Annotated in this window: 14 protein-coding genes and 1 riboswitch; of the genes, 8 read left to right on the forward strand and 6 right to left on the reverse strand. The window is 73.1% G+C overall.

Annotation, left to right across the window (positions count from 1 at the left end; genetic code table 11):
• Positions 1-154 precede the first annotated feature (154 nt).
• Complete coding sequence (locus ACI8AF_RS20525) at positions 155-976, reverse strand: HAD family hydrolase (RefSeq protein ID WP_456541603.1); 822 nt, start codon at positions 974-976, stop codon at positions 155-157.
• A 59-nt stretch (positions 977-1,035) separates the two neighbouring features.
• Positions 1,036-1,156, forward strand: a riboswitch (SAM riboswitch).
• A 12-nt stretch (positions 1,157-1,168) separates the two neighbouring features.
• Between ACI8AF_RS20525 and thrC the strand changes: the two genes are divergently transcribed.
• The 3 genes from thrC to groL all read left to right on the forward strand — a co-directional run bounded on the left by thrC (position 1,169) and on the right by groL (position 4,849).
• Positions 1,169-2,443 (forward strand): threonine synthase, encoded by a 1,275-nt coding sequence (gene thrC / locus ACI8AF_RS20530; protein ID WP_456541604.1) that lies wholly within the window; start codon positions 1,169-1,171, stop codon positions 2,441-2,443.
• A 210-nt stretch (positions 2,444-2,653) separates the two neighbouring features.
• The gene (locus tag ACI8AF_RS20535) at positions 2,654-2,854 is read left to right on the forward strand and encodes a cold-shock protein (protein WP_456541605.1); all 201 of its coding nucleotides are present in this window, start codon (positions 2,654-2,656) and stop codon (positions 2,852-2,854) included.
• 366 nt (positions 2,855-3,220) lie between these two features.
• Positions 3,221-4,849 carry a chaperonin GroEL gene (groL, locus tag ACI8AF_RS20540; protein ID WP_456541606.1) on the forward strand — a complete coding sequence of 543 codons (1,629 nt, stop codon included), beginning with the start codon at positions 3,221-3,223 and terminating at the stop codon, positions 4,847-4,849.
• A 198-nt stretch (positions 4,850-5,047) separates the two neighbouring features.
• Here groL and ACI8AF_RS20545 read toward each other — a convergent pair whose 3' ends face one another.
• Positions 5,048-5,458 (reverse strand): VOC family protein, encoded by a 411-nt coding sequence (locus ACI8AF_RS20545; protein WP_456541607.1) that lies wholly within the window; start codon positions 5,456-5,458, stop codon positions 5,048-5,050.
• Here ACI8AF_RS20545 and ACI8AF_RS20550 point away from each other — a divergent pair.
• A complete protein-coding gene (locus ACI8AF_RS20550; RefSeq protein ID WP_456541608.1) occupies positions 5,445-6,236 on the forward strand; it encodes a DUF72 domain-containing protein in 792 nt (263 codons plus the stop codon). The genes ACI8AF_RS20545 and ACI8AF_RS20550 overlap by 14 nt on opposite strands.
• A 3-nt stretch (positions 6,237-6,239) precedes the next feature.
• Here ACI8AF_RS20550 and ACI8AF_RS20555 read toward each other — a convergent pair whose 3' ends face one another.
• On the reverse strand, positions 6,240-7,235 hold the full coding sequence (locus ACI8AF_RS20555) for a Gfo/Idh/MocA family protein (protein WP_456541609.1): 996 nt from the start codon (positions 7,233-7,235) through the stop codon (positions 6,240-6,242).
• 33 nt (positions 7,236-7,268) lie between these two features.
• Between ACI8AF_RS20555 and ACI8AF_RS20560 the strand changes: the two genes are divergently transcribed.
• A complete protein-coding gene (locus ACI8AF_RS20560) occupies positions 7,269-7,547 on the forward strand; it encodes a DUF4031 domain-containing protein (RefSeq protein WP_456541610.1) in 279 nt (92 codons plus the stop codon).
• On the opposite strand, the gene ACI8AF_RS20565 is transcribed toward ACI8AF_RS20560, so the two are convergent.
• On the reverse strand, positions 7,486-8,142 hold the full coding sequence (locus ACI8AF_RS20565) for an HD domain-containing protein (protein ID WP_456541611.1): 657 nt from the start codon (positions 8,140-8,142) through the stop codon (positions 7,486-7,488). The genes ACI8AF_RS20560 and ACI8AF_RS20565 overlap by 62 nt on opposite strands.
• Positions 8,139-9,410, reverse strand: a complete 1,272-nt coding sequence (locus ACI8AF_RS20570) for an ArgE/DapE family deacylase (RefSeq protein WP_456541612.1) — start codon at positions 9,408-9,410, stop codon at positions 8,139-8,141. Before ACI8AF_RS20570 ends, ACI8AF_RS20565 begins: the two co-directional genes overlap by 4 nt.
• Before the next feature lie 61 nt (positions 9,411-9,471).
• Here ACI8AF_RS20570 and ACI8AF_RS20575 point away from each other — a divergent pair, with 61 nt between their 5' ends.
• Entirely contained in the window at positions 9,472-10,305 is an 834-nt protein-coding gene (locus ACI8AF_RS20575) for an LURP-one-related/scramblase family protein (protein ID WP_456541613.1), read from the forward strand.
• A gap of 236 nt (positions 10,306-10,541) precedes the next feature.
• On the opposite strand, the gene ACI8AF_RS20580 is transcribed toward ACI8AF_RS20575, so the two are convergent.
• A complete protein-coding gene (locus tag ACI8AF_RS20580) occupies positions 10,542-10,775 on the reverse strand; it encodes a DUF6458 family protein (RefSeq protein ID WP_456541614.1) in 234 nt (77 codons plus the stop codon).
• A 233-nt stretch (positions 10,776-11,008) separates the two neighbouring features.
• On the opposite strand from ACI8AF_RS20580, the gene ACI8AF_RS20585 reads away from it, so the two are divergent.
• Both ACI8AF_RS20585 and ACI8AF_RS20590 read left to right on the forward strand, forming a co-directional pair.
• Complete coding sequence (locus ACI8AF_RS20585) at positions 11,009-12,313, forward strand: MFS transporter (RefSeq protein ID WP_456541615.1); 1,305 nt, start codon at positions 11,009-11,011, stop codon at positions 12,311-12,313.
• Positions 12,314-12,670: 357 nt separating this feature from the next.
• Positions 12,671-12,799: a hypothetical protein gene (locus ACI8AF_RS20590; RefSeq protein WP_456541616.1), complete on the forward strand. Its 129-nt coding sequence runs from the start codon at positions 12,671-12,673 to the stop codon at positions 12,797-12,799.
• The last annotated feature ends 16 nt before the right edge of the window (positions 12,800-12,815 follow it).

A 12,815-nucleotide genomic window follows, 5' to 3' on the forward strand; every position in this document is an offset into this window, starting at 1 on the left:
CTGCAGCGTGGCATCCAGCAGTTTCATGACTGCCGCTCGCTTCCCCACACCACCTCAACGGCGGCGTGATGATCAAGCGACACATGTCATGAGACTTCAGGACTGACACATCTCCTGAGACTGGACACGCGGGAAACGCCGTCGTGGGACTCCGCTAGAGCGACGCGCGGACGGCCTGGGCCCAGCCCTCGCCCATCGGGGCGGCGGTCACGGTCGCGTTGGGGACGGCGGCCACCAGCTCGTCCATGCCCTCGACCGCGGCGCCGTTCGCGGTGACCCACAGCCGGCCCACCGCGGGCGCCATCTCCAGGTCGCTGACGCTGTCGCCGATCGCGACGGCGTCGGCGGGGTCGATGCCGCGCCGCTCCAGGTCCCAGGCGATGGCCGCGCCCTTGGAGATGCCGCGCGGCATCAGGTGGTAGACCCGCGGCGGCAGCGCCTCCGCGGCCAGGGTCATCCGCGGGACGACGGGCAGCGCGCCGTTGTCCTTGATCGTCAGCCAGCCGGCGCCCTGCTCGGCCAGCCACGCGTCGACGGCGAGCGGGTCGACGCGGCCGCGGAGCATCGCGTCGGCGGTGTGGGTGGCGTGCCAGGGGGAGTGCCACTCCAGCCGGCCGGCGTGCTCGGCGAACAGCCGCTCGACGATCCCGAGCTCGGCCATGACCTCCATCGGCGCCCGCCCGGCGTAGCGCTCGGGGAACTCGCCGGGCAGCAGCTGCGTCGTCCGGCCGCCGTCCCAGCTGACCAGCGCACCCAGCTCGGCGATGGCGCCGTCGGCGGAGAACAGCCGCGCCGCCTCGACCAGCTGGGCGTGCGTCCGGCCGCTGACCAGCACCAGCGGGACGCCGGCGCGGTGCAGCTCCAGCAGGGCGGTGGCCGGTTCCGCGGTCAGCTCTCGGTCGGCGGTGTGCCAGAAGGAACCGCGCGGCCCGACCATCGTGCCGTCGAGGTCGGTGTAGACGATGCGGGCTGCCACGCCGTCCATCCTGGTCGGGCGCGGGCCGGCCGAGCGCACTGGGTACAGTCGGTCCCGTTCACTCATCCAGAGGGGCAGAGGGACACGGCCCGGTGAAGCCCCGGCAACCGCCGCCTGCGGGCGGGGAGGTGCCAATTCCGTCCCGCGCGGCTCGACGGCCCGACGCGGGGAAGATGAGGAGGTAGTCGTCGCATGACCCTGACCGCTCCCAGCCCCACGGTCGCCCAGAACCCCGCCAAGGGCCTCGTCTGCCGCAACTGCGGGGCGACCTTCGGGCTGGTCGCCCAGCACGCCTGCGCCGAGTGCTTCGGCCCGCTCGAGGTCGACTACGACCACGACCTGCTCAAGGCGGTCACCCGCGAGCAGATCGAGGCGGGCCCGCAGAACATCTGGCGCTACGCCGCGCTGCTGCCGGTCGGCCACGACCCGGCCGACCGCGTCTCCCTCGACCCGGGCATGACGCCGCTGATCCGCGCCGACCGGCTGGCCGAGGAGCTCGGCATCACCGGCGGGCTGTGGGTCAAGGACGACTCCGCCAACCCCACGCACTCGTTCAAGGACCGCGTCGTGAGCCTCGCCGCCACCGCGGCCAAGGGGCTGGGCTACCGCAAGATCGCCGCCGCGTCGACCGGCAATCTGGCGAACTCCGTGGCCGCGCACGCCGCGCGCGCCGGCATCCCGTCGTTCGTGTTCATCCCGAGCGACCTCGAGCCGGGCAAGGTCGTCCAGTCGGCCGTCTACGGCCAGACCCTCGTCGCCGTCGACGGCAACTACGACGACGTCAACCGGCTGACCAGCGAGCTCGGCGAGACCGACGAGTTCGAGGACACCGCCTTCGTCAACCAGAACGTGCGGCCGTACTACGCCGAGGGCTCCAAGACGATGGGCTACGAGATCGCCGAGCAGCTCGGCTGGCGGATCCCGGCCCAGGTGGTCATCCCGATGGCGTCGGGCTCGCTGCTCACCAAGGTCGACAAGGCGTGGCGCGAGCTGACCGCCGCCGGGATCGTCGCCGACACCGGCTGGACCGTCTTCGGCGCCCAGTCGGCCGGCTGCGACCCGATCGCCACCGCCTTCGACAACGGCTGGGACGTCGTCAAGCCGGTCAAGCCGACCGGCATCGCCAAGTCGCTGAACATCGGCAACCCGGCCGACGGCCCGTACGCCCTCGACGCGATCCGGCGCACCGGTGGCGCGGTGGGCCGGGTCGGGGACGACGCCATCGTCCAGGGCATCCGCGACCTCGCGCGCACGACCGGCGTCTTCGCCGAGACCGCGGGCGGGGTGACCGTCGCGGTGCTGCGGCAGCTGGTCGCCGACGGCCGGCTGGACCCGACCAGGGAGACCGTCGTCCTCAACACCGGCGAGGGGCTCAAGACCCTCGACCCGCTGGAGCCGGTCGTCGGCTTCACCCACCGGGTCGACCCCTCGCTGAGGTCGGTGCGGGCTGCGGGGCTCATCGGCTGAGGGCGTAGGCTGGGACCCGACCGGTCACCCGGGGGCGGGAATTCGCCCCGGAACCGGGAATCTGCCGTGCGTGGAGTTGCTGTCTCCACGCACTCTGTGCTGTACCTTTCTGCGCGGTTCGAGTTCCACGCACGTGTCCACGGGCGGAAGAGCTAGACCCGGTCCCTCCACAGGAGGGGTCGTCCGCACGCAGGAGACGTGGGAGCACACGTGGCACAGGGCACCGTGAAGTGGTTCAACGCCGAGAAGGGCTTCGGCTTCATCGCCGTCGACGGCGGCCAGGACGTCTTCGTCCACTACTCGGCCATCCAGATGGACGGGTACAAGACCCTCGACGAGGGCCAGCGGGTCACCTTCGAGGTCGTCCAGGGCGAGAAGGGTCCGCAGGCCGACGCGGTCCGCAGCGCCTGAGCACCACCTGAACACCGGCGGGGCCCGGTCCTCCTCTCGGAGGGCCGGGCCTCGCTGCGTCCGCAGCCCCGGGCTCGGGGGAGGCATAGGTACCTATACGGGCGTTCTGGGCCCTGGAACGCACGTATAGGTACCTATGCCACGACGGCCCACGCTCGGGGAACAGGCGCGGGATCGTGACCGTTCTTGCACTCGCATGGGTCGAGTGCCAGACTTCTGGTTGGCACTCGTACCATCCGAGTGCCAACTCAGGTCGGGCGGTGAGGCACCGTCCGCGGGCCGACGGAGTGCCCGTGGATCCGGTGTCGTCCGTCGCGGGCGCCGAACCCGGCCGTGCAGCGATCAACGCATGGAGGACATCGCCACATGGCCAAGATGATCGCCTTCGAGGAGGAGGCGCGCCGCGGCCTCGAGCGGGGCATGAACACCCTCGCCGACGCCGTCAAGGTGACCCTCGGCCCGAAGGGCCGCAACGTCGTCCTCGAGAAGAAGTGGGGCGCGCCGACCATCACCAACGATGGTGTGAGCATCGCCAAGGAGATCGAGCTCGAGGACCCGTGGGAGAAGATCGGCGCCGAGCTGGTCAAGGAGGTCGCGAAGAAGACCGACGACGTCGCGGGTGACGGCACCACCACCGCCACCGTGCTGGCCCAGGCGCTCGTCCGCGAGGGTCTGCGCAACGTCGCCGCCGGCGCCAACCCGATGTCCCTGAAGAAGGGCATCGAGAAGGCCGTCGAGTCGGTCACCGAGTACCTCCTCTCGACCGCCAAGGACGTCGAGACCAAGGAGCAGATCGCCGCGACCGCGTCGATCTCCGCCGCCGACACCGCCATCGGTGAGCTCATCGCCGAGGCGATGGACAAGGTCGGCAAGGAGGGCGTGATCACGGTCGAGGAGAGCAACACCTTCGGCCTGGAGCTCGAGCTCACCGAGGGCATGCGCTTCGACAAGGGCCACCTGTCGGCCTACTTCGTCACCGACCCCGAGCGCATGGAGACCGTGCTCGACGACCCGTACATCCTGGTCGTCAACAGCAAGATCAGCTCGGTCAAGGACCTGCTCCCGCTGCTGGAGAAGGTCATGCAGTCGGGCAAGCCGCTGGCCATCATCGCCGAGGACGTCGAGGGCGAGGCCCTGGCGACCCTGGTCGTGAACAAGATCCGCGGCACCTTCAAGTCCGTCGCCGTCAAGGCCCCGGGCTTCGGTGACCGCCGCAAGGCCATGCTGCAGGACATCGCGATCCTGACCGGTGGCCAGGTCATCAGCGAGGAGGTCGGTCTCAAGCTCGAGAACGCCGACCTGTCGCTGCTGGGCCGCGCGCGCAAGTTCGTCACCACCAAGGACGAGACGACGATCATCGAGGGTGCGGGTGACGCCGACCAGATCCAGGGTCGCGTCAACCAGATCCGCTCCGAGATCGAGAAGTCGGACTCCGACTACGACCGCGAGAAGCTGCAGGAGCGCCTCGCCAAGCTGGCCGGCGGCGTCGCCGTCATCAAGGCCGGCGCGGCCACCGAGGTCGAGCTCAAGGAGCGCAAGCACCGCATCGAGGACGCGGTGCGCAACGCCAAGGCCGCCGTCGAGGAGGGGATCGTCGCCGGTGGTGGCGTCGCCCTCGCGCAGGCCACGGCCGTCGCGTTCGACAAGCTCGAGCTCGAGGGTGACGAGGCCACCGGTGCCAACATCGTGCGCGTCGCGCTCGAGGCGCCGCTGAAGCAGATCGCCGTCAACGCCGGCCTCGAGGGCGGCGTCGTGGTGGAGAAGGTCCGCAACTCCGACACCGGCTGGGGCCTCAACGCCGCCAGCGGGGAGTACGTGGACATGGTCGGCAGCGGCATCATCGACCCGGCCAAGGTGACCCGGTCGGCGCTGCAGAACGCCGCCTCCATCGCGGGTCTGTTCCTCACCACCGAGGCCGTCGTCGCCGACAAGCCGGAGAAGGCCGCCCCGGCCATGCCCGGTGGCGACGGTGGCATGGGCGGCATGGACTTCTGATGAAGGACCCCGTCCTCCCCACCCCTCGCTAGCTCGGGGCGGGACCCGGGACGGGGCCGTTCCAGTCCGTCACCTGCAGGGGCGGTCCGCTTCGGCGGGCCGCCCCTGTCGGCGTCCCCGGCCTGTTCGCCCGCTTCCCACCCGCACCGCCCGCGCGGCAGCGCGGGCAACGGGCGTGGAGAGCGGGCAGGAGGGGTGTCAGTCCCCCGGCGGGAAGACGCAGAACTCGTTGCCCTCGGGGTCGGCGAGCACGTCCCAGTGGACGTCGTCGCGCCGGCGCAGCAGCGTGGCCCCCGCGGCGAGCAGCTCGTCGGTGTCGCCGTCCACGTCGAAGTGCACGCGGTTCTCGACCGTCTTCGGTTCCGGCACCTGGTTGAACCACAGCAGCGGCCCGCGCCCGGTCGGGTCCTCGATCGCCACGGGGTCGGACGGCGGACCGTCGGCGTCCCGGCGCACGTACCCGAGGGCGGCGCACCACCAGTCGGCCAGCGCCCGGTGGTCGCGGGCGTCGACGCAGATGTCCGTGATGCGGGCGGTCACCCGCTCAGCTGACCACGGCGAGCGGACCGGCGGCATCCGGGCGACGATCACGGTCGTGGCGGTGCTCATCGGGACGTCGGGGTGGCAGTACCGCGACTGGCGCGGCCGCTTCTACCCGCAGCGGCTGGCCCAGCGGCGGTGGCTGGAGCACTACGTCGAGCACTTCGCCACGGTCGAGAGCAACAACGCCTTCTACCGCCTGCCCGAGCTCGAGACGTTCGTGAAGTGGCGGGAACGCACCCCGCCCGACTTCCGGTGGGCGGTCAAGGCCAGCCGCTTCCTCACGCACATCAAGCGGCTGCGGGACCCGGAGGAGCCGGTGGCCCGGCTCATGGAGCGCGCGGCCGGGCTCGGCGCCAAGCTCGACGTGGTCCTGCTGCAGCTCCCACCCACGCTGCGGGCCGACGCCGACCTGCTGCGCGAGTGCCTGTCCCGGTTCCCGGCCGGTGTGCGGGTGGCGGTGGAGCCGCGGCACGACTCCTGGTGGACCGACGAGGTCCGGGCGCTGCTGGAGCGCTACGGCGCGGCGCTGTGCTGGGCCGACCGCGAGGAGCGGCCGATCGCCCCGCTGTGGCGCACCACCGACTGGGCGTACCTGCGCCTGCACACCGGTACCGCCGAGCCGTGGCCGCGCTACACCCCACAGACCCTGCAGCTGTGGGCCGAGCGGCTCGCCGCCACCTGGAGCGACGACGAGGACGTGCTCGTCTACTTCAACAACGACCCCGGCGGCGCGGCGGTCATCGACGCCGTCGCCTTCGCCGAGGCGGTCCACCGCACCGGGCGGACGACGACCCGGGTCCCCACGCCGGAGCAGGCGTCCGGGCTGGCCTGGGCCGCCGCGTGAGGGTCACAGCGCCGCCGGGTCCTCCGCGTGCCGCACGCCCAGCTGCCGGGCGGCCTCCTCCAGCACGGCCTGCACCGCCAGGGTGTCCGACAGCGGCATGACGCCGCTCTCCGTGGCCCCGGCCCGCAGGCAGGCGCCGACCTCGTCCAGCTCGTGCGCGTAGCCGCCGCCGCGGTGCGGCCGGGCGATGTGCTCGGGCTCCGAGCCGTTGCGGTGGAGCACGATCGTGTCGGGGTGGTGGAAGCGCGGCAGGACGTCGATCCAGCCCGCCGTCCCGAAGACGCGCGCCTGACCGGGCAGGCCGCAGCGCAGCGACGTCGTCAGCGTGGCGCTGCGGCCGTCGTCCCACCCCAGGAGCAGCGACGCCTCGGCGTCGGCACCCGAGTCGAACAGCGACCCCGTCGCGGTCACCGAGTCCGGCGCGCCGAGGAGCATCTGGGCGAAGCTGACCACGTAGACGCCGAGGTCGAGCAGCGCGCCGCCGCCGAGGGCCAGGTCGAACAGCCGGTCGCTCGGCTCGTACTCGCGCAGCACGCCCAGGTCGGCCTGCACCGAGCGGACCTCGCCGATGGCGCCGTCGGCCACCAGCTCGCGCAGCCGCACCACCGCCGGCTGGAAGCGGGTCCACATCGCCTCCATGACGAAGACGCCGTTCTCGCGGGCGGCGTCGACGACCTCCTGCGCGCCGGCCAGCGTCGCGGTGAACGCCTTCTCCACCAGCAGCGCCTTGCCGGCGCGCACGGCGCCGAGCGCGACCGCGTGGTGCTGCGGGTGCGGGGTGGCCAGGTACAGGACGTCGACGTCGGGGTCGGCGAGGATCGCCGCGTACGAGCCGTGCGCCCGCTCGATGCCGTGCCGGGCGGCGAAGTCCTCCGCCCGCGCCTGCGAGCGGGACGCGACCGCCACCGCCCGGGCTCCCTCGACGACCGCGAAGTCGCCGACCAGCTTCTCGGCGATGCGGCCCGGCCCGACGACGCCCCAGCGGATCTCCTCCGTCACGCAGCTGACGCTAGCGGGCGGCAGACTGCAGCCGTGACGGTGCTGATCGACACCCCCGTGTGGCCGTGGCGGGGGCGGAAGTGGTCGCACCTGGTCAGCGACGTCTCCTACGAGGAGCTGCACGACTTCGTCGCCGCCGAGCTCGGCATCCCGCGCCGCGCCTTCCAGGGCGACCACTACGACGTCCCCGAGGACCTGTACGACGTCGCGGTCGCGGCGGGCGCGCAGCCCGTGGGCGCGCGGGAGCTGCTCAGCCGGCTGCGGGCGGCGGGTCTGCGGCGGCCGAAGCCGCGCGCGACCTCAGCAGGCTGATCTCCGCCGTCAGGTTGGCCCGCGCGCGCCCGGTCAGCTGCTCGGCCACCTGCGGCAGCCGGTAGAGCCCGGGCAGGGCCAGCAGCTGCTCCAGGACGGCGATGCGGCCGGCGGTGAACACGTCGTCGGGCAGGTGCGCGTACTCCTCGCGGATCGCCGACGCGTACGCCGCGTAGGCCTCCGGCGGGCTGGCGAGGACGGCGAGGTCGGCGTCGCAGAGCACGGCGCCGTCGGCGTCGCCCGGCTCGGGGTCGTGCCCGGCGGTGAGCAGCACCAGCCGGACCACCTCCTCGACGCGGGCCTCGTCGACCAGGCCGCGCAGCCCGGCCCGGGCCCGCTCGGCGCTGACCGCCTCGTTGTCCCGGCGGGTCGGGTCGTAGACGACGTCGTGGTACCAGGCGGCCAGCCGGACGGCGTCGGGGTCGTCGGCCGCCGCCGCCAGCTCGCCGACGATGCCGAGGACGGCGGCCAGGTGCGCGAGATCGTGGTAGCGGCGGTGCGGCTCGCTCCAGGCCGCGACGAGGGCGGCCCACTCGGTGCGGGAGGTGGGGGAGTCGCCGGCCAGCGCGGCCCAGGCCTCGAAGGTGACGCTCACCGGACACCCGCCGTGCGCACCACCAGCAGCGCGAGGGCGCGGGCGGCGGTGACCAGCTCGGCCACCGGGACCCGTTCGGCGGGGCCGTGCGCCAGCCGCAGGTCGCCCGGTCCGTAGTGCAGCGTGGGGATCCCGGCCGCGGCGTAGAGCCGCAGGTCGGTGCCCGCCGCGAGCGCCCGCTCGGCCGGCGGCGCCCCGCCCGCGTCGACGACCGCCCGGCCCACGTCGTCGCGCAGCCGGTGCCCGGGCGGCAGCTGCCCGCTGGCGAAGCTGCCGCCGGTCCAGGTCACCCGCACCGGGTGCGCGGACAGCCACGGGTGCCCGGCGCAGAATCCCCCCACCCGCTCCTCGAACAGCCGGCGGGCGTCGTCGACCGGCTCGCCGACGGCGACGCCGTAGCGGCCCTCGGCGACCAGCCGGTCGGGCACCGAGCTGGCCCAGTCGCCGGCCCGCACGGTGCCGACGGAGAGCCCGTAGGGGAACCGCGCGCCGGCGAACCGCGGGTCGGCGCCCCGCTGCCGCTCCACCTCGAAGGCCCGCAGGTCGGCGTGCAGCTCGGCGAACAGCTCCACGGCGCTGACGCCCTCGTCGCGGCAGGCGGCGTGGGCCGCCCGGCCGGTCACCTCCAGCCGGAAGGTCAGCGCCCCGGCGCACGCCGTGACGACGGCGCCCGCGGTCGGCTCGGGGACGACGCACACGTCGCCGCGGTGCCCCCGCCGCAGCGCCGCCCACGCGCCGAGCCCGCCGTCCTCCTCCCCGACGACGCCGTGCACGGCGACCGGCCGCACCAGGCGGATCCCCGCCGCGCGGACCGCGGCCAGCGCGCCGAGGCAGGCGACGACGCCGGCCTTCATGTCGCATGCGCCGCGGCCGTGCACCGCCCCGTCGGCGACCCGCGGGTCGAACGGGTCGGCCGGCCAGAGGTCGCGGTCGCCCGGCGGGACGACGTCGGTGTGCCCGGCCAGGACCAGGGCGGGGGAGCCCTCCGTCGCACCGGGCAGCGTGCCGACGACCCCCCACGCCTCGGTGCGGACCACCTCCTGGCCCGGGGCGTCCGGCGCGCGGGCGGCCTCGTCGAGGTCGATCCGCCACCGGTCGACGTCGCAGCCGAGCTGCTCGAGCTCGTCGCCGAGCAGGTGCTGGACCTCGCTCTCGGCGGCGGTGCCGCCGATCGAGGGGACGGCGACCAGCGCCCGCAGGCGGTCGACCAGCCACGCCTCGTCGACGGCGTCGAGCACCGCGGTCTCCGCCGTCGTCAGGTCCGCCACGACGGCCGAGTCTGGCACGGGGTACCGCGGCGACCCGGGTCGGCGGGCTACCTTGGCCGCCGTGACGCAGCCGCCACCTCCGCCGGGCTGGTACCCGGACCCCGCCGGCAGCGGGGGCACCCGCTGGTGGAACGGCCAGGGCTGGACCGACCACGTCCAGGCGCCCGCCGCCCCACCGCCGCCCCCGCCACCGCCGGTCCAGCAGCAGGCCCCGCCGCCCCCGCCGCCGGTCCAGCCCCAGGTCCACCAGCAGGTCCCGCAGCAGCACGCGCCCGCGCCGCAGCAGACCGTCGCCGGGCCCTCGCTGTACGAGCAGTCGGTGCTCGTGGTCAGCCAGCGGACCAAGCTCATCGAGCTCACCAACGAGTACGCGGTGTACGACGGCCAGGGCCAGCAGATCGGCGCGGTCGTGCAGGTGGGGCAGAGCGCGGCCAAGAAGGCGCTGCGGTTCGTGTCGAACCTCGACCAGTTCCTCACCCACCGCCTGGAGGTGCGCGACTCCGGCGGGGTGCGGCTGGTGCTCACCCGGCCGGCCAAGCTGGTGAAGTCCCGGATCATCGTGCAGCGCCCCGACGGCACGCCGGTCGGCGAGATCGTCCAGGGCAACGTCTTCGGCAAGATCCGCTTCGACTTCGTGGTCGGTGGCCAGGTCGTCGGCGGCATCCAGGCGGAGAACTGGCGGGCGTGGAACTTCTCGGTCACCGACGCCGGCGGCACCGAGGTCGCGCGGATCACGAAGACCTGGGAGGGGCTGGCCCGGACGCTGTTCACGACGGCCGACAACTACGTCGTCCACGTGCACTTCCGGCTGCCCGAGCCGCTGGCCAGCCTGGTCATCGCCTCGGCGCTGACGGTCGACACCGCCCTCAAGCAGGACGACCGAGGATTCAATTAGCCGCTCGTCCGAGCATCGCCGGCCGGACCGCGGGTATGGTCGGAGACGTCCGGGCCGGGTGATCTGTGCCCCCGGGTGCCAATTGGTTACCGCCTCCGTGGACTACCGCCCCGACCTCGGTCGGGGGCCTGGAGCCACGTTGTGCAACTCGCCGCGAGGCGGCCAGCACCCGGTCCGGACCCGACGTGCGACGGCCCCCGTCCGGAGTGGACGGGGGCCGTTCGTCGTTGCTGCGGTCAGTACCGCTCTTCCCGCACCGTGGTGCTCTGACCGGGTGTGCCGTAGGCGTCGGTCCGGGTGACCCGGCGGCGCGGGCCCCAGACGGCCAGCTCGAGCACGATGCCGAGCGCGCCGACGGCCATGAGGATCCAGCCGACGACGTCCAGGTTGACCCCGCTCACCTGCACCTCGATCGCGAAGGTGAGGATCGCACCGAGCGCGAGCAGGACGATCGCTGTTCCGAGTCGCACGGTTGCTCCCTTCTCCGCGGCCGCACCCCCGAGTGGACGGACGGACCGCCCAGCGAGGCCGCAGCCCCACCGTGGGGCCGTCGGTGCGCTTACCCGGCGTGTCGGGCGGCCATGCCCACCCGATCGGGTGCTCCCCGGGCGGTACCGGACCGTTCCGCGTGAACAGGTGTGGAACGGGTCCTGACCGGCTACCGAGACCGGGCCAGCACCGCCGTCACGGAAGGCCGTGGACGATGGCCAGCACGCAGCACTCGGCCCCCTCCACCACCGGTACCGAGCGCCACCGGCTGCCGGTGAAGACGCTGGTCTCGGCCAGCATCGGCAACGCCGTCGAGTGGTTCGACTGGACGGTCTACGCCACCTTCGTCGTCTTCTTCGCCGGCCAGTTCTTCCCGGCGGACAACGAGGCGCTCGCGCTGATCGGCGCGACGTCGACCTACGCGCTCGCCTTCTTCTTCCGACCGCTGGGCGGGCTCCTGCTCGGCCGCTTCGCCGACCTGCGCGGCCGCAAGGCCGGGATGCTGCTGACCATCCTGCTGATGGCCGGCGGCTCGATGGTGATCGCGCTGCTGCCCACCTACGAGCAGGTGGGCTGGCTCGCCCCGATCCTGCTGCTCCTCGCCCGGGTGGCGCAGGGGATGTCGCTGGGCGGCGAGGTCTCCAACGCCTCGGCCTACCTGGGCGAGATCGCGCCGCCCGACCACCGCGGCCGGTACTCGTCCTTCTTCTACGTCTCCACCGGGTCGGCGCTGCTGGCCGCGTCGCTGCTCGGGGTGCTGCTCACCAACGTCCTCGACGAGAACCAGCTGGAGAGCTACGGCTGGCGGATCGCGTTCTTCATCGGCGGCCTGCTCGGCCTGATCGGCATGTGGCTGCGCCGCTCCCTGGTGGAGACCGAGCAGTTCGAGGAGAACGCGGAGAAGGCCCGCGCCACCAAGCACCCGCTGCTCCAGACCATCCGCCACCACCCGCGCGCGGTGGTCCAGCTCTGCGCCTTCACGCTGCTCTCGACGCTGTCGTACTACACGTTCTTCAGCGCCCTGACGCCGTTCGCGATCACCTTCCGCGACGCCGACGAGAGCGACGTCTTCCTCGCCCTCTCCCTCGGCACGGCCCTGTTCGTCGCGCTGTGCTACCCGTTCGGCGCGCTGTCGGACCGCTTCGGGCGCAAGCCCCAGCTGCTGATCTGGTCCGGCGCGATGGCCCTGCTCATCGTCCCGCTGTCGTTCCTGGTGCAGGACAACCTGTTCTCGCTCGTCGTCGTCTTCTGCGTCGGCCTGGGGCTCTACGCCCTCATGGCCTCGATCGCCCCGGCGATCATGAGCGAGCTGTTCCCGACGGAGCTGCGGGCCACCGGCATCGGTGCCTGGTACAACCTCACGGTCGCGGTCTTCGGCGGGACGGCGCCGCTGGTCATCACCGCGCTGTCGGAGGCGGGCCACCCGCTGTGGTTCTTCTGGTACGTCGCGATCGCCGCCGCCGTCGCCTTCGCGGTCATCCTCACGCTCCGCGAGACCAAGGGCACCGAGCTGCGCTGAGGCCCGGGTCAGGGCCGGTTGCAGCGCCGGATGGTGACGATCCCGGCGACGAGCAGCAACGGGAGGATCAAGCCCCACATGAGCCAGCCGTTCACGGTCGCCCCCTCCCGGTCGTGGACGAGCACGACGCCGTCCGCCGCACCTGCCCGTGACCGCCAGCGTGCTCCGGATACCCGGACACCACGTCACCCCGCGGGGACGGGCCCGGGCTCACCACCGGCGCCCTGAGGGGTGCCTGAGGCCCCCTCAGGCACCCCTTAGGCGCTCCCGGGGCCCGATCCTGCCCGGACGACCGATGCCGCGAGGCACCCCTCAGCACGAATCTCCTCCTCGTCCGAGACGAAAGAGGAGAAGACGATGTCGAACTACAGCAACCCGGCGCTCGAGGCCGAGCTGGCCTACCGGCGCGAGCAGCTGCAGGCGGCCGCGCACCGCAGCCGCCGGAGCAACCGGCGCTGGCTGGCCCGCCGCCGTCCGGCGCTCTGAGCACCGCGCCTCCGGT

This window comes from Blastococcus sp. SYSU D00669, from assembly GCF_054050715.1.